Below are 26,150 nucleotides of genomic sequence, written 5' to 3'. Positions count from 1 at the left end.
TCGCGTAGATGAGGAAGACGGCCAGAATCGGGAGCAGGAGTCCGTTGGCCACCTGTGCGAAGACGATCACCTGGATGGGATTGTAGTCGAGCGCCGAAAAGACGATGCCGACGCTGAGGATGGTCATCCAGATCGCCCGGAACCGCGTCGAGGTCAGGTCACGGTCCCAGCCGAGCGCGCCGGCGGTGGCGTAGGCACCGGCAAGCGGCGCACTCATCGCGCTGGTAAAGCCGGCCGCGAACAGGCCGATCGAGAAGAACGTCAGCGCGTAGCCGCCGAAGACGGGCTCGAGCTGGTCGCCCATCTCGCCGACGTTTTCGATCTCGGTCCCCGCGGGGAACACCGCGGCGGCCGTGACGACGATCGCCGTCGTGATGAGGCCGCCAACGATGACCATCCCGATCGTGTCCGTGCGACACTCTGCGAGATCGCTCGCGCCGTCCCACCGTTCCTGGACGGTACTCGCGTGCAGGAACAGGTTGTAGCCGACGACGGTGGTTCCGATGAGGCCGGCGATGAGGTATGCAGACCCGTCGGAATCGTCGGGACGAGTCCGCCAGCCAGCGCGCCGATGTCCGGCCGGACCATGAGGGCGTTGAGCAGGAACGCCGCGCCCATGACCCCGACGAGGCCGATGAAGACCCGTTCGATTAGTTTGTAGTTCCCCGTCCACAGCAGTCCGGCGGCGATCAGGCCCATAATCGGACCCCAGATGTTCTCGCTGACGCCGGTGATCGTCGCCAGGCCGGCAGCACCGCCGACGATGTTCCCTGTCTGGAACGCGGCCGTTCCGATTCCGATCGCGCTCACCACGAGTGCGACGGAGATCGTCCGCGGAAGCGGGTTCTCGAACTCGTTTCGGAACGCTTCACCTAGTGCTCTGTCAGGCGTCAATTGAAGGATATAGGCGTTTCAATTTGATGCGAGCATCGTCGGTCGTAAATCGCCAGTCAATATCCGTTTCACCGCTGTTTCGTTCCTTTTTCCATGCGGCGACCTCCTGACGGAGTGTCGCCGCATCGGGAATACGTCGGTCGAGACACTGCTGTTGCAGCGTATTGAACTCGATTTCCGCCATGTTGAGCCAACTGCCATGGACTGGCGTGAAGTGGAATTCGAGCTTGTCGAGTAACCGACGTGCTTCAGCCGGTTCGAAATATTCGTAGAAGGCAGCTGGGTTGTGCGTGTTGAGATTGTCCAGCACCACCCGGATGCAGTCCGCATCCGGGTAGTGCTGATCCACGAGATGCTGGATGAAATGCACCCAGTCTTCGGTGGTTCGTCGGTCTTTGACCCTTACCGCTCGCCAGCCGGCGAGCGGTTCGGAGGCCAGAAACAGGTTCTTGGTGCCGTTGCGCTCGTAGTGGTAATCCTCACGGGCAACCGTGCCCGGCTCTGCCGGGCGCGGTTGCTTGACGTGCTTGATCAACTGTGTCGGGTGCTCGTCGAAACAGACGAGAGGTCGGTCTGGATCGTATGGTTCGCGGTAGAGCGAGAGGATGTCCTCCATGTGATAGACGAACTCGGAGTCTTGACCCGGCGGAATCACCCACTGTTTGGATCGGTGAGGCTGGAGTTCGTTTTTTTGAGGACTTGACGAATGGTCTCGTGGGAGATCGACTCGTGGTCGATCTCCTCGAGGACAACGAGTTCGTCGGCAAGAAGCCGGAGCGACCACTGGGAGTAGCCTTCGGGCGGTTCGCTGGTCGCGAGGGCGATAAGGTGAGCTTCGTCCTCACCGTCGAGTTTGCGTTCGTAGGTGCGGTCAGGATCCTTGCGTTCGATGGCTTCGAGCCGGTCACGTTCGTGGAACTTCTTCCGTGTTCGCCACGGAGTACTCGGGCTACAGCCGAGTGACTCGGCGATCGCCGAGTCACTCTTACCGTCGTCGGCTTGGAGGAGGATACGTGCGCGAGTAATCTTCTGCGCCCGGTGGACGCCGTGCGATGTAATGCTGTTCAGTGTATCTCGCTCTTCTTCGGTCAACTCGATTGGATACGTCGACTGGGTCATTGCCACCAACCTACTATCCACGACAATATGAGCCTTTCAACTCACGGCTGACAGTACACTAGCCCTTCTTTGGAGATCAGCCCGAGCCGTGCGCTCATCTCCTGGAGGACGATCGTCGCCAGAATCGAAAACGCAATCGTCCACACGAGCACGTACGCGTACTCCGCGCCGATCACGCTCGCAGTCGTTACCGTTCCCGGGCCAACGAACGCCGCCGCGACGAGCGCCCCCGGGCCGATCGCTTTCAGTCGGTCGATAATCCCCATGATGCGTATTCACATACACCACTCTCCGTATCGGTCAAAAGGGTTGTTAAGAGTCGAACATACGGGTATGTGTGGTGCTGAGAAGTTGTATCAATTGTATGATCGCGTATGAAACCGTATGATGTCGACACCTGTCCTGGAGATAGTGGACATCTCAATTTGCGCGATTCGAACGGCCATCGCAGGGAAATCCTGCTTGTATTAGATCAAACAAAATTGTTTTAATGGGGAAGTGAGATACCTCCGAGTACAACGATCACAGATGCACATCATGGAAGGGTTCCTGCCCGGCTTCTGGGCACTCGTGTGGTACGCGATCGCGGTTCCCGTCGTCGCCTACGGGACGCTGAAGACGGCACGTCTGGTGAAAGATCGGGACGTCAACAAAGCGCACATCGCCGTCGCTGCGGCGTTCATTTTCGTCCTGTCGGCGCTGAAACTCCCCTCTGTCACCGGGAGTACATCACACCCGACGGGCACCGGTATTTCGGTCGTCCTCTTCGGGCCGGCCGTCACTGCCTTCCTCTCGACGATCGTCCTGCTGTATCAGACGTTGTTGCTCGGCCACGGCGGTCTCACGACCCTCGGTGCAAACGTCACATCGATGGGGATCATCGGCCCGCTCTTTGGTTGGGTCGTCTACCGCTCGGTCAAGCCCCACACGGACCTCCAGAAAGCGACGTTCGCTGCAGCCCTCGTCGCCGACTGGACGACGTACGTCGTCACGTCCACTCAGCTCGCCCTCGCGTTCCCGGCGGAACCCGGACTCAGTGGCGTGATCGATTCCACGATCACGTTTTTGGGCGTCTTCGCCGTGACCCAGCTCCCGATCGGGGTCGTCGAGGGCGCGCTCGCGGCTGGCTTGATCGGATACATCTCCATGTCGAGTGAGTCGGTCCGAAACCGGCTCGGGGTGGCTGCATGAACCGATGGCTCGTCGCGGGCGGCCTCCTCATGATCGGTCTCATCCTCTTTTCGTTCACCACTGCGGGTGCGTGGGGCGGGGCCGACGGCGCTGCAGGCGAGAAAGTCGATTCTATCGACCCGGACTACGAGCCGTGGTTCGAGAGTCTCTGGACACCCCCAAGCGGTGAGATCGAGAGTTTACTGTTCAGTCTTCAGGCAGCGATCGGCGGCCTCCTGATCGGCTACTATCTCGGACGAACGTCGCCGTGGAAATCCACGTCCGAGACGCCGTAGTGAGCATGCACCACACGAGCCTCGAACAGATTCAGATAACCTCGAACTCGCGAATCGAAGGACGCTTGAACGCGTACTTCGTCTTTGCCGCACTGGTGTTGCTCCTCGTCGCTCCCAGTCGGCTCGCGTACATCTGTGCACTCGCCTGCTTCGTGACACTCGGTATCGATGCGACAGGCCACGACTATCTGCAGGTGGTCCGTCTCCCGGTGTATTTTCTGCTCCCGAGTCTGATCCTCATCGCGCTGTTTACCAGCGGGCCGACCGTCGTCTCGATGGGCCCGCTTTCGATCTCTTCGACCGGAATCGACCGATCGATAACGACGGGGTTACGCTCGTTCGGATCGATGACGATTTTGAGCTATCTGGTCGTGACGACGACGGTCCCGCAACTGTTTGTCGCGTTGCGATCGCTGCGGTGTCCACAGTTCGTCATCGAGATCTCGCTGCTCACCTACCGCGTCATCCAGATCCTGCTCGACGAACTCCGTCGCCTCGAGCTCGCGGCGAGCGGGCGTCTCGGCTTCCGGACGCGCCGAACGACGTTTCGAACATCTAAGTTGCTGGCGTTTTCAGTGTTCTTGAAGTCGATGTCACGGGCCGAAACCCTCAACGATGCGATGCTGGCGCGGAACTACAACGGCGAGATGCCGATGGCACGGACCACCAGTCGGGGCCACGGTTACGTCGCTGCCGTGCTCACACTGATCGCCACCGCCGGGTGGGCCGTATGATCGAAACCCACGACTTGCGCTTTCGACACGGCGACGACCCCGTCCTCGAGGGCGTGAACTTCGAGGCACACACGGGTGAGGTGACGGTCATTTTCGGTCGCAACGGTGCCGGGAAGTCGACGCTGCTGCGCCACTTCAATGGCCTGTTCGAACCCGATTCGGGGACCGTGTTCGTCGGGGGCGACCCCGTCGAATACGACGACGCTTCGCTTGCTGACCTGCGCATGCGCGTCGGACTCGTCTTTCAAAATCCCGACGACCAGATCGTCGCGCCGACGGTCGAACAGGACGTCGAGTTCGGCCCGCAGAACGCCGGGATCGACGAGCCCGACAAAATCGAGCGCGTCCTCTCGGAGTTCGACCTCGATGGGCAGACCGACCGTCTGTGTAACACGTTGAGCGGTGGCGAGAAAAAACGCGTCTCGCTGGCGGGTGTCCTCGCGATGGAACCGGAGTACGTGCTGCTCGACGAACCGACCGCCGGGCTGGACGGTGATGGGTGCCGGACGATCGTCCGATTCGTCGAGTCGCTTACTGACGCCGGTATCACGCCGATCATCGCGACCCACGACGTCGGCTTCGGGCTCACCGTCGCCGATACGGTGACGGTGCTGGAAGACGGCGTCATCGACTACCGCGGCGACACGCTCTCGCAGACGCTCGCCGAACGATACGGCCTGCGAAACTACGTCTTCGAAACGTGGACGTCGCCCGCCGAGTGACCCGCCACCGTTAGTCTCCGTTCCCTTCTCCCTCGGTGACGATCACTTTCGAGACGCCTTGCTCGAGTCTGATCTCCGTCGGTAACTCGACGGTGCTGCGTTCGATGAATCGCGTCATGAACCAGCGAACCGCCTCCGAGGGAAAGACGAGGTGATAGACGCCCTCGCCTTCTTGCCGGGCGTCGAGAAAGCCACAGAACGACAGCCACTCGAGGAGGTCGCCGACCTCCTCGAACCGGGTCGCGTACTCGTGGGCATGGTAGTCGGAGACGCGGTCGGCGGCCTCGACGAACGCTGGATCGGGATCGCCACCGTTGTAGCAGTACTCGAGGAACGCGTGCAGGAAGTCGATGTCCAGCAGGACGTGTTCACCGGAGGAGAGCATTCGATAGTACTGTTCCAAGTTGTCGCTTGGCCCCCCGTCGGCCGCCTCGAAGTTCGCCGCGTAGAACGTCAGAGCACGCCGCACTACTTCGCTTTGTCCGTTCCCCGTCTCCGCCACGAGCGTCTCGAGGGCCGCCGCCGAGTCGTCATCAAGCGATACCGTCACTCGCTGTGTCATAGTCACACAGGGGTACCCGAGACGGATATCGTTCACGCACTCGGTATCTCGGGTGCCGGGTGCCGCCGGGGCTCACTCGGTCCGTACTTCGACCGTCAGATCCCCGTCCACGACGGTCGCAACGTACATCGTCGCCTGGTTATCTACGGCCTCAAAGGGATCTCCGCGTACGCGACTCACGCGCGAGACATGGGCTACCGCGATCCAGACGTCGACGGCTTCGTCCACGAAGCACTGTACTCGACGCTGACGAACGTCAATTTCAGTATGGACGACCACGTCGACCTCGCGATGCGTGCCGGCGACGCCGCCGTCGACGTGATGGAACTGTTAGACGAGGCCCACACGCAGGAACTCGGCGTTCCCGAACCGACGACGGTGTCCCAGAACGACGTCGAAGGGAAGTCCATTCTAGTCACGGGACACGACCTCTACGGCTTAAAGCGGCTCTTGGAACAGGTCGAAGCCGACGACGAACAGCTCAACGTCTACACTCACTCGGAGATGTTGCCCGCTCACGGCTATCCCGAACTCGCGAAATTCGACAGTCTGAAGGGCAACGTCGGCGGGGCGTGGCACGACCAGCGCGTGCTGTTTGCGGACTTCCCCGGCGCGATCGTCGGCACCACGAACTGCGTCCAGCCGCCCCGAGAGGAGTATCGAGACCGGTTCTTTACGACCGGCCTCGCCGGCCTCGAGGACGTCGAGTCCGTCGACGGCTACGATTTCGAGCCCGTGATCGAGACCGCCAAATCGCTACCGGCGGCCGACTGGGCACAGGACGGAACCGTGACGACTGGCTACCACCACGAACCGGTGCTCGACCAGCTCGACGAGATCGTCGACGCGGTCGAGTCAGGAAACCTGCGCCGGTTCTTCGTCGTCGCCGGCTGTGACGGCCCGACGCCTGGCCGGGATTACTACCGCGAACTCGTCCAGTTGATTCCCGACGATTGCGTCGTCCTCACGACCTCCTGTGGCAAGTTCCGGTTCAACGACCTCGAGCTGGGGACCGTCCCTGGCACCGACATTCCACGTTACATCGATCTCGGCCAGTGCAACAACTCGATTTCGACGGTGAAGATCGCGGCCGAACTCGCCGACGCGTTCGACTGTGGGGTCAACGAGCTGCCGCTGTCGGTCGTCCTCTCGTGGTTCGAACAGAAGGCCGTCGCCGTTCTGTTGGGGCTTCTCAGTCTCGGTGTCGAGGACATCCGCCTCGGCCCGACGGTGCCCGATTTCCTCACACCCGAACTCGTCGAGTTGCTCAACGCGGAGTTCGGCCTTCAACCGATCGGCGAGCCGGAAGCCGACCTCCGAGAGATGCTCGACGAGCCGTTGCCTGGATCCTCGGCGGCTGGACGGCCGGCCGACGACTGACCTGACCACACCCCGATCGGGCGTGGCTGGCCCGCTTCGGTGGCCGGCACTGCCTGTAACCGACGGCGACACGCTCTCGAGTCCAAACGGTATTTACCACCGCGCCCGAAAACGTGAGACGATGGAACGCGGGTCGCGAGACGCGTTTACGCGCATGGGAACGCTGGGGATCGAAGAGGAGTGTTTCGTCGTAGACGAGGACGGCCGGCCCACCAGCGGGACCGACGACCTCGTCTACGAGTACGACCCGCCCGAGATCCTCGAGGGACGGCTCGATCACGAACTCTTTAAATTCGTCATCGAAACGCAGACGCCGCTGATCGAGGACCCCGATGACGCCCGCGAGTCGTTGCTCGAGATCCGGCAGGCGTTAGTCGATCACGCCGAGGCCCACGGCTACCGGATCGCCGCTGCCGGCCTCCACCCGCTCGCGAAGTGGCAGGACCTCGAGCACGCCGAGAAACCCCGCTATCAGGCACAGCTCGACCGGATTCAGTATCCACAGCATCGGAACACGACCGCGGGCGTCCACGTCCACGTCGGCGTCGACGACGCCGACAAGGCGGTCTGGATCGCCAACGAACTGCGGTGGTCCGTCCCGATCATGCTCGCGCTCTCTGTAAATTCGCCCTACTGGAACGGCTTCGACACCGGTCTCCAGTCTGCGCGCGCGAAGATTTTCGAGGCGCTGCCGAACACAGGGATGCCAACTCACTTCGAGGATTTCGAGGCGTTCGACCGGTTCGAGCGGCTGATGCTCGAGACCGACTCGATCAACGATCGGGGCGAACTCTGGTACGACGTGCGCCCCCACACCGAACACGGCACGGTCGAACTGCGGACGCCGGACGGCCAGGCCGACCCCGATATCGTCATGGCGTTCGTCGAGTACGCCCACGCACTCGTCTGTGCGCTGGCCGAGGAGTACGAAGATGGCACCAGCGGGCACCAGCACCGCCGGGAACTGCTCGACGAGAACAAGTGGCGGGCTATCCGCTACGGCCAGGACGCGTCGTTTATCGACCGCGATCTCGAGGGCACCGTCGACTTGGGCGAGCTCGTCGACCGCGAGTGCGAGCGGCTGGGTATCGACGGCATCAAACGGGTCTACGAGCGCGAAAGCGGTGCAGATCGACAGCGTCGGCTGCTCGAGGACGAGGGGTCAGACGCGCTGTGTGAGTCGCTGTTCCTGCAAACCGAGTGACGTTCCCACAAAGGTTTAACTCCGCGCGAGGCCTCATCCTGTACGAGACGTCACATGAGTTCCGACGACGCAGACGACCATCCGGCCGACGATGCCGACGGGAGAGACGAATCACTCGAGGGACCGGACGACATCGTCGAGACCGAGATCGGCCGCAGTCCGGCCGTCGAGGAGCTCGACCAGCGGATCGTCGATCTGCTCTCGTGGATCCTGGATACGGAAACCCGGGCGAAGATATACGTCTATCTGCTGGCGAATCCCGGGAGTACCTCCGAGGAGGTCGCGAAGGGGACCGGACTCTATCCGAGTACTGTCCGTGAGGCACTCGCGGAACTCCACGAGGAAACCCGCGTCAGCCGCGAAAAACGCGCCAGCGAAGGGGCCGGCAACAACCCCTACGAGTACACCGCGATCCAGCCAAGCGACCTCGTCGGCGATGTCGTCGATCAGGTCCAACAGGAGTTGAACACCATCTTCAGACTCGATCACGTCCTCGATCGCGAGCGCGCACACGATTCGGAACCCCTCGAGGAGCCCGAGCCGGTGACGATCACCGTCGACGACAGCACACCGACGCTCGGCGAGGACTCGGACTCAGACGCTGAGTCCGATCGCCTCGAGTTCGACGACGAGGTCGAAGTCGAATCCGTCGATATGGAGCCCGACGAGGACGAGACCACCGACGAAGACGGCTAGTCGATCGGGTCGACGCGACAGACTACTCCTCGAGTTCGAGCACGGCGGGTCGCTCCAGTTCGAGGTTTCGATCGACTGCAGAGACGGACGTCGTCGGCCACCGTCCTGTCGCCGTCAGTACCTCGATATCGTCGTCGGTAACGAGCGCAGTCCCCTCACTTTTTGCGCCCTGCACCGTCGGATTCCACGCATACGCCATCGGCGCTTCGACCGGCGCATCGTGGTCCGGCGTGGCGATCCACTCGCGGCCAGCGAAGCCGGCGGCCCCGCCCTGATGGTGATGCTCCCACTCGCCCTCGTAGCCCACCGCGTCGTAGGCCTGCTGGATCGCAGTGAAGACATCGCCAGCAGTGTCACTACTAGTTGCAGCGTCCTGTGTCGCCGCAAGTGCCGTCGCCTCCACGCGGGCCGCGGCTTCGTGGCGTTCCTCGAGCCACGCGGGCGGATCGAACGCGACGGTGCGGGTACAGCTCGCGTGGAGGCCGGCCCGTTCGGCGGTGACGGAGACGAGCGCGTACTCGCCGAGTTCGGCGTCGGTCGGCGTGTAGTGGCGATACTGCTGGGCCCGGGTTGCGCCGCCGACGAGGACGACGGGGGCCTCGATGTCACGGGCCGAGAGTGCGACTCGCAGTGCGGAGGCGACTTCGTGTTCCGTGTCCTCGGATTGAAGTTCGCGACAGACGGCTTCGACGGCGGCGGCCGTCTGCCTGCTGAGGTCACGATAGCGCTCCTGATCGCGCTCGGTCAGCGGCTGGCGCAGCGGCGTCGGATCGACGCGCTCGAATCCGGGGAGATCGACGTCGATCGCGGCCCGCTCGTCGCCGACGTGCTCGGCGATGGCCTCGTCCAGCGACGACGCGTGCCAGGGGAACTCCTCGATTACGAGTTCCCCGGTTTCCAGATCGGGGACTTCCTCGCTCACGATCCGATCGACTTCGATGTTGTTCGCCACGATGGTCACGTCGGTCCCGTCGTAGCCGACCGCAGCGACGCCGCTGTCGCCCTCGCGGTCGACGACGTTGGTCCCGCCGGTCAGCCATGCAAACGAGTTCGGTCGTGCAAACCAGACCGAATCGAGGTCGTGGGACTCGAGGTACGCCTCGAGACGTTCGCGTTTGTCCATGTCGGGTGCTGGCGAGGGTGGTCCTTGATACTGTCGGACGGCACGGCCCGGCAGTCGATCGCGAATCGAGGGCTGCTCGGGATCGCTGGATCGCTACGTCTCGAGCGCGCGGGCGAGCACCTCGACGGGATGGGTGGGCCGATCGTAGCCCTCGAAGTCGCCGATCTGTGTCCGACAGGAGGTGCCGGGAGCGACGACCGTCGTCTCGGTGCGATCAGCGTGCCGACGTTCCTCGAGTTGGTCTCGTAGTATCGAGCCGATCGCCCGCGAGAGGTCGTAGTGGTCGGATTCGTAGCCGAAACTGCCGGCCATGCCACAGCAGCCCGAGTCGACGGGGTCGACGGCGTAGCCCGCCCGTCGGAGTACGCCGACGGCGTGGTGGTCAGCGCCGCGGGCCTTCTGGTGGCAGTGGCCGTGAAACGTGAGCGGCCCCTCCGCCGTCACGGTCTCGTCGAACGACACCTCCTCGTCCAGTCGGCGGTCGTCGATGTACTCACAGACGCCGAACGCGTTCGCGGCGAGCGTCTCGACGCGCTCGTCGTCGAGCAGTGAGCGATACTCGTCGACGACCATCGCCGCGTCCGAGGGCTCGACGAACAGGACCGCCCAGCCGCGATCGAGATACGGCTCGAGGTCGTCGAGCAATTCCCGGCCCTGGTCGGCAGCGGCCTCGAGTAGCCCCTGTGAGTAGGCCGCGCGCCCGGTCGGCCCCAGTTCGGGAACCGCGACGCGAACCCCCGCCGCCTCGAGGACCTCGACGGCTGCTTTCCCGACCGCCGGATTCGAATAGTTGGTGTTCGTGTCGGGGTAGAGGACGACCCCCGCAGTCGCCGTCTCCGCGTCGACCTGGGGTCCCCGCTCCCCGTACCAGTCGACCAGCGTCTCCCGCTGGAACGTCGGCAGCGTCCGCTCGGCCGCGATTCCGACGGTCTTCTCGAGGGCGGTTCGCGCACCCGGCACCTTCGTGGCACGATTCGCAAGCGGTGCGAACGTGCTGCCCAGCGCCGACAGCCGATCGACGTTCGCGAACAACTGTTCCCGGAAACCCGTCCCTTCGCGCTCGTGGTATTGGTGTTTGACTTCGGCTTTGAGCTTCGCGAGATCGACTCCGGTGGGACAGTCGCTCTGACAGCCCTTACAGCCGATACAGAGATCGAGCACTTCCGACTGGAACCGCTCGCTGTAGAGTTCGCTGGGATCGATGTCGCCGCTGATCGCCGCCCGAAGCAGGTTGGCTCGCCCCCGCGTCGTTGCGATTTCCTCTTCGGTCGCGCGATACGTTGGACACATCACGTCGCTGCCGGTCTGTCGGCAGGTCCCACAGCCGTTACAGAGTTCCACGAGGTGGGAAAAGCCACCCTCGTCGTCGAAGTCGAGCGTCGTCCGCGGCTCGAGGGTGGCGTAGTCCGGCCCGTATCGGAGGTGCTCGCGGATGTCAGTCGAGTTTTCATCACGGTAGACGACTTTGCCAGGATTTAGCCGCCAGTCCGGGTCGAACGCCGATTTGAGCTCCTTGAACGCGTCCCAGAGTTGGGGGCCGTACAGCTTGGGGTTGAACTCCGTCCGTGCGAGGCCGTCGCCGTGCTCGCCGAGAATGAGCCGTTGTGCTCGGCAACGAGATCGGTCACGTCGTCGGCGATGGCGCGCATCGTCTCGACATCATCGCCGTCTTTCAGATTGAGGACCGGCCGAATGTGAAGCGTCCCGACACCCGCATGCGCGAAGTACGCCGCCGTCGTGTCGTGGCTCTCGAGGATCTCCTGAAATCCCGCGACGTACTCGGCGAGTTCTGCGGGCGGAACGGATGCGTCCTCGACGAAGGGGTACGGCTTCGGATCGCCCTCCATACTCATCAACAGCGGGATGGCGGCTTTCCGGAGCTTCCAGAGTCGGTCCTGTTCCTCGGAGGTGAAGGCCTCGAGTGCGTCGAACGCTGCCCCCTCGCCGACGAGCGTCGCCGTCGCACCCGCGATGGCGTCCGGCAGGTCCTCGACGACCTCGGAGTCGAACTCGAGCATCAGTGCTGCCTCGGTCCCCTCGGGAATCGGCTCCGCGTACTCGGCATACTCCGCCGACTCGGCGGCGAGCCGGAATACCTCGTCGTCCATGAGTTCGACCGCACTGGCGTCCAAGTCGAGCGCCTCGGGGACGGCGGCCAGTGCCTCGAGCAACTCGTCGTAACAACAGACCGCGAGCGCGGTCTCGTCGGGCCGGGTCACGAGCGAGAGCGTCGCTTCGACAACGATGCCGAGGGTCCCTTCGGCACCGACGAGCAGTTTCGAGAGGTTGATGATCTGCTCACCCGCTTCATCCTCTCGAATCACCTTCTGCAGGTTATAGCCGCTCACGCTACGTTTGAGTTCGGGATAGCGCGACTCGATTTCGTCGGCGTTGTCCTCGACCAGCGCCCGAACCGTCCGGTAGATCGCAGCTTCGCGGTCGTCTTTCGAAACGATGTGATCCCACTCCGGACTGTCAAGGACGACGTCTCGCGTGCGGATCAGCGATCCGTCCGCGAGGACGACCTCACACTCCTCGATGTAGGCGTCCGTGATGCCGTATCGCACCGAGTGTGCGCCCGTCGAGTTGTTGCCGATCCCACCGCCGATCGTCGCGCGGTTCGACGAGGCCGGATCCGGCGCAAAGCGAAGGCCGTGGGGCTCGAGTGCAGCGTCGAGATCGTCCTGGACGACGCCCGGCTGGACCACGGCAGTCTGTTCGTCCGGATCGATCGTCTGAATCTCATCCATGTGGCGCGACAGGTCGAGGACGACACAGCCGGGGCCGACAGTCTGGCCGGCAAGCGAGGTGCCAGCGCCCCGCGGGAGCACCGGCGCGTCGTGGTCGGCCGCGACACGAACCGCCGCGCGCACATCGCCAACGTCCTGCGGAAAGACGACGCCGGCGGGCTGTGCGCTATAGACGCTGCCGTCGGTCGCGTAGAGCACGCGCGTGTACTCGTCGAAGCGTACGGCCCCGTCGCAGGCAGCTTGGAGGGCAGCCGCAAGCGATCCACTTGGCTCGACCGGTTCGGTTTCAACGGATGGCTGGTATCGCTGCCGCTCTCGATCCTCGGCGATCGCGTCAACGCTGTCTTCGGCGGCCATATGGGGTGAGACATCATTCCACATGTAGTTAAACCATGGTAGTCACAACCAGCCAGGCGGCGCCAGTCGCAGATCCGACGGTTCATCGACGGCACCCGAACACTACCGAGCGCGATCGCGTCCGCTGTCGATTGTCTGCGGCCGATAAAAACAGGGGGTTGACAACTCGTCGCTTACTCGAAGTGGTCGAGACACTTCTGGTACTCTTCTGCGGCCTTCTCCCAGTTGACGACATCGAAGAAGGCATCGATGAACTCCCCACGGTCCGGTCCGTAGTCGTAGTAGTAGGAGTGTTCCCAGACGTCCAGCGCGAGGATGGGATGGGAGCCCCAGAGTGCGCCCTGGTCGTGTTTGTCGACTGCGACGTTGCGAAGCTGCTTCGCGACGGGGTCGTATACCAGCAGTGCCCAGCCACTGGCGGCACCAGCAGCGGCCTCGAACTCGCCTTTCCAGCCCTCGTAGGAGCCGAAGTCTTCCTTGATGCGATCAGCGAGGTCGCCTTCGGGCTCACCGCCGCCGTCGGGAGCCATGTTCTCCCAGAACAGGGTGTGGAGATAGTGTCCACAGCCGTTGTGGGTGACGTTGCTGATGGCTCCGGGCGTCGTACCGAAGTCACCCTCCTCGCGGTTCTCTGCGAGGGTCTCTTCGGCCGCGTTGAGGCCGTTGACGTAGCCCTGATGGTGCGTGTCGTGATGCCAGGTCAGGACCTGTTCGGAAATCGATGGCTCGAGTGCGTCGTAATCGTATGGAAGTGGTGGAAGTTCGTGATCAGTCATAGTATTCTCCTCATGATTCGTATCGGTTCCTCGCCTGTTAAGTTTTGAGGAGTGGGACGTTATCACCTCATAAAGCCACGGCCGTCCCGTCTTGCGATTTACCGATACTCACGTCGATCAACCACAGGCTGAGTATTAAAGGTTTCAGCGGTCGGTGATCGGTCGTCTCATACCGTCGGACAGAAGTCAGTGAGAAGTCGCTCGCGAAAGCCGGCTGTCTCCAGCGGTGACAGCCGAGCCTGAGCGAGCGATCTTCAGATAGTTCTCCCCGACAGTATCACACTCGCCACTCGTCACTGCCGACTCACCAGTGTTACGTGATTTCCTTGTGGTGTGCGTGTTCGAGCCACTCCTCGACCGACGGCTGTCGCAGTATCGAATCATCTCACTTCGGCGGTCGTATTCGAGAATGCCCGCGTCTTCGAGTTTCGGGAGGTGGGTGTGTGTAAGTGCCAGTCGAACGCTCGCTTGCCGGTCCGCCGTGTGTTCTCTGTTTATCGTGCCCGTCCGTTGCTCGAAGGCGACGACGTTCTCGGCGAGCGTCTCGAGCGTTGCGACGCCGTCCGACTGGTCTGTCAGATGGTACAGCGCGTACCGTCGTCGACTGTTCGAGAGCAGTTCGAAAACGAGATCCAACGATGGCGTCGCGTCCGCCATCAACGGGGTCACCTGCCCGTCCGTTTCACGCATTCACGACCCACCTCCTGTGTGTTACCATTCGAAACCACCAAGCGCCTCTTCTCTAGCCGTGACATTAGATGTTACGTCTCCCTAGATGAATACGTGTCTTCTACTCTAGTATATTTGGCATGGTATAATCCGGGAAACACATCGCTCGGTTCCGTATTAGATACAGCGAACGCTTTCGAACGGGTTCAACGCCGTAGAAATCGGAAACAGCGATCGGCTCGAGAGCGACTACTCGTAGAGCACTCGGCGTCGTGCTGATCGTAGTCGATCAGCTCGTCGTCGTCGAAGTGGATCGCGATTTCGCGTTCGTTTGCGCCCTCGTCCTCGTGGTCGGCGGCGTGAACGACGTTCCGACCGAGGTCGAGCGCGTAGTCACCCCGGATCGTGCCGGGTGCGGCCTCGAGCGGGTCGGTCTCGCCGATCATCTGGCGGACCTGTCGGGTCGCGTCCTGGCCCTCCCAGACCATCGGCACGACCGGACCCGAGGTGATGAAGTCCACGAGGTCGTCGTAGAACGGCTTGTCCTCGTGTTCGCTGTAGTGTTCCTCTGCCCGTTCACGGGGCATGTTCTCGACTTTGATGCCGACGAGCTTGAGCCCGCGGTCCTCGAGTCGGGAGACGACCTCGCCCACGAGACCGCGCGCAAAGGCGTCGGGCTTGACCATCACGAAGGTGCGTTCGTGATCGCTCATGCTTCCTCAGCCTCGACTTCGTCGCTCTCGTCCTCGGCGGACGCGTCACTTCGTCTTCGGCTTCGCTTTCGTCGGCCTCGGCGGCAGGCGTCTCGTCCTGGACTGGGCCCTTGGCGCGACGACCCTCTTCGGTCCACTCCAGATCTCGGGGTTCGCGCCCGAGCTTGTAGTTTTTCTCCGCTTTGGAGTCGACGAAGTGGAGCACGGTGCCGTCAGTTTTGACGTACATGATGCCCGTGCCGGGTTCGATCTCTTCGCCCGTGTAGTCGCAGGTTCGTTTTTCGACCATTATTGTCCTCCGATGGAGTCGGCCTCGCGGCGGTCTCGCGGAGCTGGAGTACGTCCCCTTCACGGACCGGCCCGAGGCAGTTACGGGTGATGATGCGTCCCTGGTTCTCGCCCTCCTTGATCCGGCATTTGACCTGCATGGCTTCGCCGTGCATGCCGGTCTTGCCGACGATCTCGATGACCTCGGCGGGCGTAGAGCCGCTTTCTCCTCTTCAGCACTCATCTCTGATCACCTCAGTCGAGGTCCTCGACCTTGTCGGCGATGTCCTCGACGTCGCCGTCGGCCTCGCCGGTGTCGACGATCGCCGCAGCGGCCGAGCCGACCTCGAGGCCGGCGGCGTGGCCGACGTCGTCCTGAGTCTCGATGAAGACGACCGGAATGCCTTCTCCTCGGCAAGCTCCGGCAGGTGCATGACGATCTCCTCGGGGGAGACGTCTTCGGCGACGTAGACGAGGTCGGCGTTGCCGCGCTCGATGGCCTTCGTCGTTTCGTTGGTTCCTTTCTTACTCGTCCGGTGTCTCGTGCGACCTCGAGCGCCTCGAGGGCGTCGTCTGCGAGGTCGGCTGGGATGTCGGTGGTTACGTAGACTGACATTGGTTGTTCACCTCTCCTACACGTGGGCTCGCGCTCCCCTGCCATCCGGGCACTGGGTACCCGTGCCGGAACGACTCCGGCGGAAGTCCTGTAGGGCTAGGAGCATCATCAACCCCGCGTAGGGTGTACACCTGAGTAGCGCTGCCCTCCTTAAAAGCGTGTTCAAACGGCTGGGGCTGTGCGACGGTTCCGCACGGGCGAGACGGACAGTCGGGAGTCGGCTGCATCGGTGGCCCGTCGGCTACCTGAACGCGGCTCTTCCGACGTCCATCAGCACCTCCGGCTCGTACTGGTGGGCACTCACTGGCGGCACCTCGGCCTCGATTTCGAGCTGTTCGTAGACTGCCATCATGGCGGAGCGAACCGAATACTCGACGGTGAACACCACGTCGTCGGGAACCTCGGCAAACTGACCGATGAACGCGAGGTTGTTCGATCCTGCCGGGACGACAGCCGGTCGATCGCCGGAGGTTCGCGGCATGAAGTGGCTCGTGATAAACGGCATATTGCAGGAATGCAGGTCGCGTCCTCGAGAACTGACGGCAGTTCGTCGAGGTAGCCGAGGTGGTAACAGAGTTCCTCGAGGATCTCCTCGCCGGTGCAGTTCTCCATTTTCTTCGCAACGTTGTTTCCGTCTTCTTCGGGGAAGAGGCCGTATCCCCAGAAGACCTTCACGTCGTCGGGCTGGTTCGCGAAGTGGGGCTGGGCGGCGACGACGATCGACATCAGCCAGTTCGATTCGGTAAACGTGATCAGTCCGTTTCCAGGTTCTTCACCCGTAACGTCGACGATGTGGTCGAGCAAGTCCGGTTCGTCGAGTGTGACCGTGTAGGATGGCCACTTCGTCTCCGGGACGTGGTCGGCAAACGCCGACGGTGTTCCGAACTTCGGATGGTCCTCGACGATGTTCTTCCAGAGTTCGAAGGAGGCACCCGTCGTGTTCAGGTCGGGTGCGTCCGTCATCGATCCGAGATCCGACCCGTCGGTCATCGACCCGTTTGTCACGAAGACGAGGTCGGTCGGCTCGACGTCGATCGTTTCGGTCGCCCCGTCGGATTCGTAGTGGATCGTCTCGACTGTCTTGCCGGCCCGAGCGGGCACGATGTCCAGATCCGTCACCTCACAGTCGCTCTGGAACTCGACACCGTGCTCTTCGAGCCATCGCCGGAGGGGGCGAACGATCGAGTCGTACTGGTTGTACTTGATCCGGTGGATCCCTCCATCGTGTTCAGTCGGGGGAACTCGTGCATGAAGCGGTGCATGTACCGGCGCATCTCCGCGACGCTGTGCCACGGCTGGAAGGCGAACGTCGTCGCCCAGATGTACCAGAGCGTCGTCTCGAAGAACGACTCGGAGAACCACTCCTCGATCCGCGTCTCCCCCAGTTGTGTCTCGGGCGTGAGGACGAGTTGCAACAGCGAGAACCGGTGCTCCATCTCCAGGCCGTACGACGAGACGTCCAGTACCTCCTGGTCGTCACCCATCAACCTCGCTATCGCGTACGTCGGGTTTCGTTCGTTGAACTCGTCCATCACGTCCTTGATCGACCTGTCGCGGTCTTCGAGCGAGGGAATCGTCTCTAGGAGGTTCCACGTACACTCGTAGGTCGGATAGTTGAACATCCGGCCGCCGCGGATGACGTATCCCTCCTCCGGCGTTCCGGAGCCGTCGAGTGCACCGCCCATCACGTCCAGTTTTTCGAGGACGGTAACGTTCTCTCCGGGCATCGCCCCGTCACGAACCAGGAACGCGGCTCCCGCAAGGGACGCGATCCCACCGCCCACGAAGTAGGCCTCTCTCGCGGTAGCATCCGGTTGCCGTCGGGTGCCGCTGTCGTCAGCATCGCTGGTCATGTTACCCACGTACTATCGCTCGTCACTAATTGTATAAGAGCCTACAAATTGATTCCCGTGTGGAAAGAACGACCGACGAGAAGGACCCCTGGATCAGCGGTCACAGGAACGTCCGGGAAAATCCATACGTGCCTGCGTGCCACGGCCGCCGTGGATATCGAACACCGCTATTACGCTCGAGTTCCCAAGGCGGACACATGGACCTGGACTCGGACGCGGACGCGTCCGTCGTCGAACTCGCCCGCGGTCTCCGCGCGGAAGCGACACGGACGAACGAGCGCAGACTCCTGGTTCTCGCGGGCGGTCTCGAGCGGGGCTACGACGCCCTCGAAACCGTCCTCGACGACCTCTCGGTCCCGATCACGCGGACCACCCTCGTCGGCCCGGACGATCGACTCCGCTGCGAACAGGTCCCCCAGTCACGGGCCGGCGACCTGCTCGGGACGACGCGTGACGTCGTGACGATCGACGCCACGCCGAACTCCGGCCCAACGCCGTCGGCAAACTCGTGGGCACCGTCGCTGGCGGCGGCCTACTCGTCCTCCTGACGCCGCCGCTCGATGCGTGGCCCGATCGACGCGATGAGTTCGACGAGTCGCTGGCCGTGCCCCCGTTTTCGCTGTCGGACGTGACAGGTCGGTTTCGCCGCCGTCTCGTCGAGACGCTGCGTGCACATCGCGGAATCGCAATCGTCGACTGCGACGCCGGCGTGATCGAGGACGACGGACGCACCCACCCGGCACCTCGTCTGCCCGCCAAAACGGAGTCGCGGCCCGCGTCCGACGACCACAGATTCCCGGCGGCTACCTACGAGGCCTGCCTCACGACCGATCAGGCCGAGGCCGTCGCGGCGTTCGAGTCCCTGGCGAGCGCCGACGCTGCGTCCCCGATCGCGAGGAACCGCGGGCCGTCGTCCTCGAGGCCGATCGGGGCCGTGGCAAGTCGAGCGCGGCGGGACTCGCTGCGGGGGCGTTCGCCGTTGATGGCCAGGATGTGCTTGTTACCGCGCCGCAGTTCCGGAACGCGCGGGAGGCGTTCGATCGCGCCGGTGAACTCTGCGAGACACTGGGCGTCGCGACCACGGTCGAATCGAAACGCATCGAGACTGCCGCCGGGGGTCGCGTCCGCTTTCACGAGCCCGCCGCGGCCGTCGACGCCCTCGAGTCGGCCGACATCGTCGTCGTCGACGAGGCCGCCGCGCTGCGGTCGCCACGCTCGAGTCGCTGCTGGCGGCCGATCGCGTTGCGTTCGCGACGACGATCCACGGCTACGAGGGCGCAGGACGGGGCTTCTCGGTCCGATTCCGCGACCGACTCGCCGAGAGTGACCACGAGGTACTCGACTGCCAACTCGTCGAGCCGATCCGGTATGCGGCTGGCGACCCGGTCGAGGTATGGGCTTTCCGCGCCCTGCTGCTCGACGCCCGTCCGCCGGTCGACTCGCTCGTGGCCGACGCTACACCCGAGACGGTCGACTATCGGCGACTCGAGCCCGACGACCTGCTGTCCGACGAGCGCCTGCTCCGGGAAGCCTTCGGCCTGCTCGTGCTCGCCCACTACCGAACCGAGCCCGCCGATCTCGCGCGGCTGCTCGACGCGCCGAATCTCGAGGCTCGCGCGCTCGTCCACGACGGCCACGTCGTTAGCGTGGCACTGCTCGCTCGCGAGGGAAACCTCTCGCCGGAAACCCGCTCCATGATGTACGAAGGCGGTCGGGTCCGTGGCAACATGTTGCCGGACGTGCTGACCAGCCAGTTGCGGGACGAAGCGGCAGCCGAGCCAGCCGGATTGCGCGTCGTCCGCATCGCGACCCACCACGCGGCCCGCTCGCGGGGACTGGGGTCACGTCTGCTCGAGCGCATCCACGAGGAGTTCGAACCCTCGGTCGACTGGCTCGGCACCGGTTTCGGCGCGACGCCCGGCCTGCTGTCGTTCTGGCGCGAAAACGGTTATCGGGCGGTCCACATCTCGACGACGCGCAACGACGCCAGCGGCGAGTACTCGGCGCTCATGCTCGCACCGACGAGCGACGCGGGTCGGACGCTTCACGATCGTCACGCCGACTGGTTCGTCCGCCGGTTTGCTGCCCTCTGTTCCGATGCGCTTGACGACCTCGAGCCCGACGTCGCCCGCGCGGTGCTCCGCAGCGTCGCCGATGGGGCGGGACCGCCACTTGCGTTGACTGACCACGAGTGGCGGGTCGTCGCGGGAGCAGCCTACGGGCCGGGCCTGTTCGACGTTGATCCGGGGCCGTTCCGGCAACTCGTCCGGTACTTTGCTGACGACCCCGACGCCGTCGACTTGAGCGACCGCAAGGAACGGCTGTTCGTCTTACGCGTCCTCCAGAGTCGCGACTGGGAGGCCGTCGCCGATCGGCTCGGGTATCACTCGACGGGACAGTGTATGCGAGCGCTCGGCGACCCGTCTGTCCGCTGGTCGATCGGTACGGGACCGAGGCCGCATTCGAGGTGCGCGATCGGTTCCGCTAGCCACGCTCCCATTATGTGGGAATTGCTATCATGAGTTTTACTAGCACTCGGAATAGCTATCAGTATGTCTTCGAGTCACCTCTCGGCGGACGAACGGACCGAGTTGACGAGCGCGGCCCGGACGGTCGTCGGCGACGAACTGCGCAGCGTCACGTACTTCAGCGAGGACGAGGTCGAACAGCTGTACCTTCGTGGCGACCTCGAGGCAGACGCGGACCTCGTCGGTTTCGCGGACACCGAACGGCTCGGCTTCCAGTCACAGACGGCCTACCAGGACTCCGAACTCGGACCCTACCAGTTCACGATTCGCGTCTTCGAACGCGGCTACCTCACCCGCGTGATCGTCGGCGACCACGGGGTGTTCGTCACGACGGACGCGATGGCGCGAGACCGGTTTGAGGAGATCGCAGCCGCGCTACAGGGCGTCCTCGTGGAGTTCGACGAGCCCTGATACGGTCTGCTGTCACCGGGTCCGCAGGACGGGTTGCGGGTGCGCCGGCCTGACTGACAGCAGTCCTATGAGTCAGACGGTCAGATGAACAGCCGCTACAGGGCGGGTTCGGGAAGCGCCTTCATACTGTCGGACAGCAGCCAGTGAGAAGTCGATCTGCAAATAGTTCTGTTCGACAGTATCAGGGGCTACGCGACGAGTCGCCACCGCCGGGTGACGTAGCAACGAACACGCCGCCTCGAGACAGCCGGCAGTATGGCTTTGGCGATCGGGCCCTTCCAGCCGGTATGGTTGATGCAGTGACGATCTTCGCGATCGCGTTGCTCGCCGGTGCCATCGTCGGCGCAGCCGTGCCGATGGTTCCGAGTGGCCTCCTCTCGCTCGCCGGCCTCGGTGTCTACTGGTGGGGTTCCGGATTCGCAGAGCTGAGCGTCCTTACGTTCGTCGTCCTCGCCGTCCTTGCTCTCGTCACGGCGCTCATCGAGTTCTTCGGCGGCTCGATCGCCGCCCGAGCAGGCGGCGCGTCGTGGATCACAACCGCGGCCGCCGCCGTCGTCGGCATCGTCCTCATGGTCGTCACCGGCCCGCTGGGATTGCTCGTCGGCCTCTTCGGGACCGTCTTCGTCCTCGAGTTCGTCCGCGACGGGGAACTCGAGGGCAGTACGCGCTCAGCCGTCTACACGACCGTCGGCGTCCTTGCATCGACGGCGGTGCAGGTCCTGCTGACGGCGTCGATCCTCTTTGGGTTCGTCATCGGCGTCTTCCTGCTCTGACCGACACAAAAAAGACTGAAGCCGTGGGCGTCGTTCACACGGGAAATGGAGTGTTCCGAAACCGACTGCGAGCGTCCAGCCACGGTCGAGTTGCATATCCCTTGGGACGAGAACCGCCTCGTCTGTGCCGCTCACGCCCGCGTGCTGGGTCGACAGGACGGCGTCGTCGCCGATCCGAATCCGGACCGAGCAGACGACTTGCTCGAGTAAGGTTTCAGGGGTGAGCGTAGTAGACGACGGTCTCGTCGTCCTCGTGGCGGTCGATCCGCGCGAAGCCGACGCGTTCGAACTGGACGAGTTCGTCGGACTCGAGCCCGCCGACGCCCGGTTCCGCGTGGCCGGAGACATCGCCCTCCATCGTCCGCATGCGGACGGGCACGCTCTCCTCGGCCGGCACCCAGTGAACGACGTCCACGTCCCCCTCGCGGACGACGTCGATGTCGTCGCCGGTGTACTGGAGCGTGTCACGCGTATACTGGAAACAGCCCAGCCCCTTGAGCCAGATCCGTTCCTCGCGGTCGGGGAGGTCTCCCTCCTCGAGCAAGACGGCATCACTGACCGGAATCTCTCGAACGCCGCGATCCTCGTGGTTGGGATGCAGCGGCGGGTTCGCCTCGTCAGGTGGGCTGCCACCGAGTGGAAGCTGAACGCCGTTGCGGACGAAAAAGCGGCGGTCGGTCTCGTCGTCGATCAGGTCGCGGTTGTTCGCGTAGATCGAACTCATCGCGAGGTCGACATCGGTGGTCGAGGTTCCCAGCCCGGTCATCGCCTCGACGATGGCCTCGCCGCGGATGCCGCGCCGACGCAGGCTCTTGAGCGTCGGTGCGCGTGGGTCGTCCCAGCCGTCGAGTTCGCCCTGCTCGATCAGTTCGAAATGGTTGACGTACTCACCTTGACGTTGTAATCGTCGAGCTGGACGTGGCCCCAGTGGATCACTTCGGGGTACTCCCAGTCGAAGTAATCGTAGACGAACTGCTGGCGTTTCGCGGAGTCCTGCAGGTCGATCCCTCGGATGATGTGCGTGATCCCGATGAGGTGGTCATCGACGCCCGACTGGAAGTCCAGCATCGGCCAGCATCGGTATTCGCTGGCTTCCTCGCGGGGATGAGGCGTATCGATCATCGGAAGGCCACCCAGTCGCGCAGCGCCGGATTCTTGTGCTCGATGTCGGTTTTGACCCGCAGGACCATCTCGCCGCTTTCGTATTCGCCGTCGATCATGGCCTCGAATTCCTCGAGTACCGTCTCAGTGTCCTTCTCGCGGTGGGGACACGCCTCGCCCGAGTTCTTCAGCTCCGAGAACGCCTCGCCCGAACACGAGCAGGTGTAGGCCCCGCCGAGTTCGATCAGCTCGTGGGCGTGGTCGTAATAGGTCTCGAGGCGGTCGCTCGCTTTGTACGTCGCGTCGGGCTCGAAGCCGAGATAGTCGAGGTCCTCGAGGATGTCGTCATAGGCCTCGAGATCCGGCCGTTTGGTCTCGGGGTCGGTGTCGTCGAAGCGCACGCAAACCAGCCGTCGTAGCGGTCGCGGTAGGTGCCGATGACGGCGGGCATCCGGGCGTGGCCGACGTGCCACGGGCCGTTGGGGTGGGCGCACACCGCATTCGGATCTCGTCGTACTCCTCGGCGTTCGGAAAGTCGGGGAGGTCGTGTTCGTCTTCTTCCTCTTTGGCTTCGATCTCGGCGAGTTCCTCGGGGGCGAGTTCCTCGAGGCGAGCGCGTTTGGCCTCGTAATCAAGATCGTTGACCCGTCCGACGACGCCACCGGCGATCCCCGGAATCTCGTCGCCGTGCTCGCGGAACTCGGGGTTGTCGCCCATCAGCGGCCCATAATCGCGCCGACGTCGGCGTCGCTCTCGTGTTTGACGGCATTTAATAGTGCGTGCTTTTCGACCTCGCGCTCAACACGCTCGCGTAACTCGTCGTTCATTATCGAGCGGTATTCGTGCCCGGACCAAAACCCTCGCGGTGTCGGCTCGGCGAGCGACGGCCACGCGGCCTGCCACGAACCGGTGACGACGGATTCAGGCGCGGTCAGACCCGCCCCCGGTGAGCAGGTCTAGGAAGTCCTGCATCGCCAGTGCGGCCAACACGATGGCAGCAGCACCAGCAGCGCGTTGACGACGTTCAGCTTCCGAGAGTTGCGGTACTCGCCCATCGTCTCGCGGTCGTTGACCGCCCAGAACAACAGGACGGCCGCGACCGGCAGCCCGAAGATACCGTTGTACATCGGGAACAGGATCACCATGTCGACGACCGAGAGGTCCATGACCCGGCTGATCATCGGCGAGAGGACGCCGACACCGGTCAGCCCGCGAAGACGATTGTGAACAGCCGATCGCCCTTCTGGACGTCCACTCCGGCCGCCTGCGGGATCATGTACGCGGGCGCCCACATGATCGGGATGATGCTGTTGAACGCGGCCGCGATCACGCCGCCGATGAACAGTACCATCGCCCATACGCCAAGCACCTCGACCAGCGCCTCGCCGGGCGTGATGAATGTCTCGAGTTGCGTAAAGCCATCGGGCGCAGCAGCGCCGCGGCGGCGATCAGGATCGCGATCGTCGTCACGCCGCCAACCGCGTATCCGATCGCCAGGTCCTCCCGCGCGTCGGGCAGGTCGCTCTGGTCCGTCCAGCCCTTCTGGTGGACGAGGATAGACTCAAGGAAGAAGTTCGGCCACAGCGCGGTCGTCCCGAGCAACCCGGCGGCCATCGCCACCGCGCCGAACGTGTCCGTCGTCGGGACGAACCCGAGCGCGACGTCACCCGGGTTCGCGCCGCTCGGGAGCGCGACGATCACGTAGATGACCATCAGTGACAGCATCATGCCGATCATCACGTTCTCGACGGTGTCGTAGTTCAGAACGCCGACGCCGATCGCCACGAACGTCGTCACGACGGCGATCGGTTGCCAGCCGATCGCGCCGCCGAGCAGGAACGAGAAACCTGCGCCGACGGCGGCGACGAGGCCGAGGGTCCACGCTACGCAGCCGATCGCCAGGAATATCGCGATCGCCGTCGCCCCCGGCCGGCCGAGCTTCTCCCGAACGAACACCATCAAGGGCTCGCCGTGGATCCCCAGCCTGGCGCTCATGTCTTGTGCCATGAAGCCGAGCAACGCAGCGCCGACAACGGCCCACAACAGCGTGTAGCCGTGCATCACGCCGGCCTGGCTGGCGATGAACACCGACCCCGAGCCGAAGTAACTGGCGACCATCACGAACGCCAGTCCGTACTGTTGTACCTGTCCGGCCGCGTAGTCGAGTGGAGAAAAGTTGCGGATACTCATTCGTCGGTGCTTTGCGTTCGACGGTCGATTCGTCGTAGGTGCCGGACGCTGACGAACTGCTCCCGTGGGGATTCGATACGCTGTGGCTCGTCGGACTGTGGTTGTGTTCGCATCATGGTTGCGTCGTAACGCCCAATCTCGAAAAGCGAGCGAGTACGGGTGTCGCTGAGTGTAGTACACCTACAGTAAACAGTCCCAGAGGGGAGTGTCTACGCCGGAATGTTCAACTGCCCGGTTCCGAAACGCCGTACAGCGACGGGGTCACGAGGACGGTCGGTTCTCCCCGACAATCCACGGTTCCGGCGGGATCCTGATCGTCACCGGACTGTCCCTCCTGACATCGCTCTCGAGCGACGAGGTCGCGGGCACCGCCAGCGCGATCTTCACCGTCGGCGCCGTGTTCGACAGCGTCGTCTACGCCCGGTCGGGCGAGATCGACTGGCCCACCGCGGGCGCGGTCGGCGCGGCCGCCGTCGGCACGTGGATCAGCGTCCGGGCCAACGCCTATCTCTCGCGGCGGGCCTACGGGCACGTGCTCGCCGCGTTGCTCGCGGTCGGCGGCGGGAACATCGTCTACCGGGAGCACCGCGATCTCGAGCCGCGACTCGAACCCGGGCGGTATCGTCGCGATCTCACCGCGTTCGCCGGGATCGGGCTCGTGATCGGCGTCTTCGGGGCCTTCTGGGGATCGGCGGGGCCGCGCTGTCGACCCCCGCGCTCGTCCTGGTCGGTGTACCGATGCTCGTGACGATCGCGGTCACCCAGATCGTCGTCTTCACCGCGCTGTGTACCGTTCAACGACCTGCTTCGGGACGCGGTCGTTGCGTCGCTGTTCGTGCCGATCACGGCCGCCTACCTCGGGGCGTCGGCGTCGGTTGGTGGCTCACCACCGGATCGCCGCGAGCCGGCTAAAGCTCGCACTCGGCGTCGTGCAGGTGATCTGACCACTGTTCTCGACGAGCAACGGCCGTTGAGTGTAGCCGCTCGACCGTCGCTCCGTCCGAAAAAACGACCGACGCGGAAGCGTCAGTAGCCGCGTTCGATCAGGTAATCCGCGAGGTCACAGAGGAGGTCGCGTGCCTCGTTGTCCGGCAGGACTTCGAGTCGGTTCTTGCCACGCTCGACTAAGTCGCGGGCGGTCTGGTTCGCATAGGAGATCGAGCCGGCCGCCTCGAGTTCGGCGACCGCGTCGTCGATTTCGGCTTCGGTGACCGCGTCGACGTCGTCGGTGTCGACCAAGTTGTCG

Annotated in this window: 17 protein-coding genes and 13 pseudogenes; 14 read left to right on the top strand and 16 right to left on the bottom strand. The window is 63.7% G+C overall.

Annotation, left to right across the window (positions count from 1 at the left end):
- The 3 genes and pseudogenes from E2L06_RS21625 to E2L06_RS21615 form a co-directional block, all read right to left on the bottom strand.
- Nucleotides 1–879, bottom strand: a pseudogene (locus E2L06_RS21625) (NRAMP family divalent metal transporter); the annotation flags it as partial.
- Nucleotides 880–883: 4 nt separating this feature from the next.
- Nucleotides 884–2,013, bottom strand: a protein-coding gene (locus E2L06_RS21620) for an IS630 family transposase (protein WP_138778477.1) whose coding sequence is annotated in 2 segments (ribosomal slippage) — nt 884–1,587 and nt 1,587–2,013 — 1,131 coding nt in all. Because the reading frame shifts where the segments join, the coding sequence is not laid out codon by codon here.
- Between the two features lie 59 nt (nt 2,014–2,072).
- A pseudogene (locus E2L06_RS21615) lies at nt 2,073–2,279 on the bottom strand (divalent metal cation transporter); the annotation flags it as partial.
- Nucleotides 2,280–2,541: 262 nt separating this feature from the next.
- On the opposite strand from E2L06_RS21615, the gene E2L06_RS21610 reads away from it, so the two are divergent.
- The 4 genes from E2L06_RS21610 to E2L06_RS21595 are packed head-to-tail and all read left to right on the top strand — an operon-like array spanning nt 2,542 to nt 4,935.
- The gene (locus E2L06_RS21610; protein ID WP_138782450.1) at nt 2,542–3,204 is read left to right on the top strand and encodes an energy-coupling factor ABC transporter permease; all 663 of its coding nucleotides are present in this window, start codon (nt 2,542–2,544) and stop codon (nt 3,202–3,204) included.
- Nucleotides 3,201–3,479 (top strand): energy-coupling factor ABC transporter substrate-binding protein, encoded by a 279-nt coding sequence (locus E2L06_RS21605; protein WP_138782449.1) that lies wholly within the window; start codon nt 3,201–3,203, stop codon nt 3,477–3,479. The genes E2L06_RS21610 and E2L06_RS21605 overlap by 4 nt, the downstream gene beginning before the upstream one ends.
- 5 nt (nt 3,480–3,484) lie before the next feature.
- Nucleotides 3,485–4,213 carry a cobalt ECF transporter T component CbiQ gene (gene cbiQ, locus E2L06_RS21600; protein ID WP_138782575.1) on the top strand — a complete coding sequence of 243 codons (729 nt, stop codon included), beginning with the start codon at nt 3,485–3,487 and terminating at the stop codon, nt 4,211–4,213.
- Nucleotides 4,210–4,935: an energy-coupling factor ABC transporter ATP-binding protein gene (locus E2L06_RS21595; RefSeq protein ID WP_138782448.1), complete on the top strand. Its 726-nt coding sequence runs from the start codon at nt 4,210–4,212 to the stop codon at nt 4,933–4,935. Before cbiQ ends, E2L06_RS21595 begins: the two co-directional genes overlap by 4 nt.
- 10 nt (nt 4,936–4,945) lie before the next feature.
- Here the strand turns inward: E2L06_RS21595 and E2L06_RS21590 are convergent, their stop codons facing one another.
- On the bottom strand, nt 4,946–5,497 hold the full coding sequence (locus tag E2L06_RS21590; protein ID WP_138782447.1) for a ribbon-helix-helix protein, CopG family: 552 nt from the start codon (nt 5,495–5,497) through the stop codon (nt 4,946–4,948).
- On the opposite strand from E2L06_RS21590, the gene hcp reads away from it, so the two are divergent.
- From hcp to E2L06_RS21575, 3 genes are all read left to right on the top strand, one after another.
- Nucleotides 5,414–6,877: a hydroxylamine reductase gene (gene hcp, locus E2L06_RS21585; protein ID WP_249361557.1), complete on the top strand. Its 1,464-nt coding sequence runs from the start codon at nt 5,414–5,416 to the stop codon at nt 6,875–6,877. The two genes, E2L06_RS21590 and hcp, sit on opposite strands and share 84 nt — an antisense overlap.
- 121 nt (nt 6,878–6,998) lie before the next feature.
- On the top strand, nt 6,999–8,081 hold the full coding sequence (locus E2L06_RS21580; RefSeq protein WP_138779968.1) for a glutamate--cysteine ligase: 1,083 nt from the start codon (nt 6,999–7,001) through the stop codon (nt 8,079–8,081).
- 54 nt (nt 8,082–8,135) lie between these two features.
- The gene (locus E2L06_RS21575) at nt 8,136–8,777 is read left to right on the top strand and encodes a helix-turn-helix domain-containing protein (protein ID WP_138779970.1); all 642 of its coding nucleotides are present in this window, start codon (nt 8,136–8,138) and stop codon (nt 8,775–8,777) included.
- Between the two features lie 22 nt (nt 8,778–8,799).
- Here E2L06_RS21575 and E2L06_RS21570 read toward each other — a convergent pair whose 3' ends face one another.
- The 9 genes and pseudogenes from E2L06_RS21570 to E2L06_RS21530 all read right to left on the bottom strand — a co-directional run bounded on the left by E2L06_RS21570 (nt 8,800) and on the right by E2L06_RS21530 (nt 17,901).
- Nucleotides 8,800–9,900, bottom strand: a complete 1,101-nt coding sequence (locus E2L06_RS21570; protein ID WP_138779972.1) for a Xaa-Pro peptidase family protein — start codon at nt 9,898–9,900, stop codon at nt 8,800–8,802.
- A gap of 93 nt (nt 9,901–9,993) precedes the next feature.
- Nucleotides 9,994–13,007 (bottom strand): annotated as a pseudogene (locus E2L06_RS21565) (FAD-binding and (Fe-S)-binding domain-containing protein).
- 173 nt (nt 13,008–13,180) lie between these two features.
- Nucleotides 13,181–13,783, bottom strand: coding sequence for a superoxide dismutase (sod, locus tag E2L06_RS21560; RefSeq protein WP_138779976.1), 603 nt, complete (start codon nt 13,781–13,783; stop codon nt 13,181–13,183).
- Between the two features lie 313 nt (nt 13,784–14,096).
- A pseudogene (locus tag E2L06_RS21555) lies at nt 14,097–14,473 on the bottom strand (hypothetical protein).
- Between the two features lie 185 nt (nt 14,474–14,658).
- A complete protein-coding gene (ndk, locus tag E2L06_RS21550; RefSeq protein ID WP_138783389.1) occupies nt 14,659–15,165 on the bottom strand; it encodes a nucleoside-diphosphate kinase in 507 nt (168 codons plus the stop codon).
- Nucleotides 15,162–15,454 (bottom strand): annotated as a pseudogene (locus E2L06_RS21545) (50S ribosomal protein L24e). Before E2L06_RS21545 ends, ndk begins: the two are co-directional and overlap by 4 nt.
- Nucleotides 15,454–15,632, bottom strand: a pseudogene (locus tag E2L06_RS21540) (30S ribosomal protein S28e). Before E2L06_RS21540 ends, E2L06_RS21545 begins: the two co-directional pseudogenes overlap by 1 nt.
- Before the next feature lie 55 nt (nt 15,633–15,687).
- Nucleotides 15,688–16,048 (bottom strand): annotated as a pseudogene (gene rpl7ae, locus E2L06_RS21535) (50S ribosomal protein L7Ae).
- A gap of 241 nt (nt 16,049–16,289) precedes the next feature.
- Nucleotides 16,290–17,901: pseudogene (locus E2L06_RS21530) on the bottom strand (oleate hydratase).
- Between the two features lie 197 nt (nt 17,902–18,098).
- Here E2L06_RS21530 and E2L06_RS23110 point away from each other — a divergent pair.
- From E2L06_RS23110 to E2L06_RS22185, 6 genes and pseudogenes are all read left to right on the top strand, one after another.
- The gene (locus E2L06_RS23110; protein WP_394348763.1) at nt 18,099–18,449 is read left to right on the top strand and encodes a hypothetical protein; all 351 of its coding nucleotides are present in this window, start codon (nt 18,099–18,101) and stop codon (nt 18,447–18,449) included.
- Nucleotides 18,410–18,538: pseudogene (locus E2L06_RS23105) on the top strand (tRNA(Met) cytidine acetyltransferase TmcA domain-containing protein); the annotation flags it as partial. The gene E2L06_RS23110 and the pseudogene E2L06_RS23105, both read left to right, overlap by 40 nt.
- A gap of 59 nt (nt 18,539–18,597) precedes the next feature.
- Nucleotides 18,598–20,423 (top strand): annotated as a pseudogene (gene tmcA, locus E2L06_RS21525) (tRNA(Met) cytidine acetyltransferase TmcA).
- 30 nt (nt 20,424–20,453) lie between these two features.
- Complete coding sequence (locus tag E2L06_RS21520) at nt 20,454–20,840, top strand: hypothetical protein (RefSeq protein WP_138779988.1); 387 nt, start codon at nt 20,454–20,456, stop codon at nt 20,838–20,840.
- A gap of 287 nt (nt 20,841–21,127) precedes the next feature.
- Nucleotides 21,128–21,613: a DUF456 domain-containing protein gene (locus E2L06_RS21515; protein ID WP_138779990.1), complete on the top strand. Its 486-nt coding sequence runs from the start codon at nt 21,128–21,130 to the stop codon at nt 21,611–21,613.
- A 45-nt stretch (nt 21,614–21,658) separates the two neighbouring features.
- Nucleotides 21,659–21,823 carry a hypothetical protein gene (locus tag E2L06_RS22185; RefSeq protein WP_171052322.1) on the top strand — a complete coding sequence of 55 codons (165 nt, stop codon included), beginning with the start codon at nt 21,659–21,661 and terminating at the stop codon, nt 21,821–21,823.
- 4 nt (nt 21,824–21,827) lie between these two features.
- Here E2L06_RS22185 and E2L06_RS21510 read toward each other — a convergent pair.
- A pseudogene (locus E2L06_RS21510) lies at nt 21,828–23,541 on the bottom strand (glutamate--tRNA ligase).
- Between the two features lie 94 nt (nt 23,542–23,635).
- Nucleotides 23,636–24,904: pseudogene (locus tag E2L06_RS21505) on the bottom strand (Nramp family divalent metal transporter).
- 205 nt (nt 24,905–25,109) lie between these two features.
- Here E2L06_RS21505 and E2L06_RS21500 point away from each other — a divergent pair.
- Entirely contained in the window at nt 25,110–25,652 is a 543-nt protein-coding gene (locus tag E2L06_RS21500) for a TSUP family transporter (RefSeq protein WP_249361553.1), read from the top strand.
- A 278-nt stretch (nt 25,653–25,930) separates the two neighbouring features.
- Here the strand turns inward: E2L06_RS21500 and E2L06_RS21495 are convergent.
- Nucleotides 25,931–26,150: pseudogene (locus tag E2L06_RS21495) on the bottom strand (polyprenyl synthetase family protein); the annotation flags it as partial.

The organism is Haloterrigena sp. H1, from assembly GCF_005938085.1.
Lineage (GTDB): Archaea > Halobacteriota > Halobacteria > Halobacteriales > Natrialbaceae > Natrinema.
This window is presented reverse-complemented; position numbering and strand designations above follow the sequence as displayed.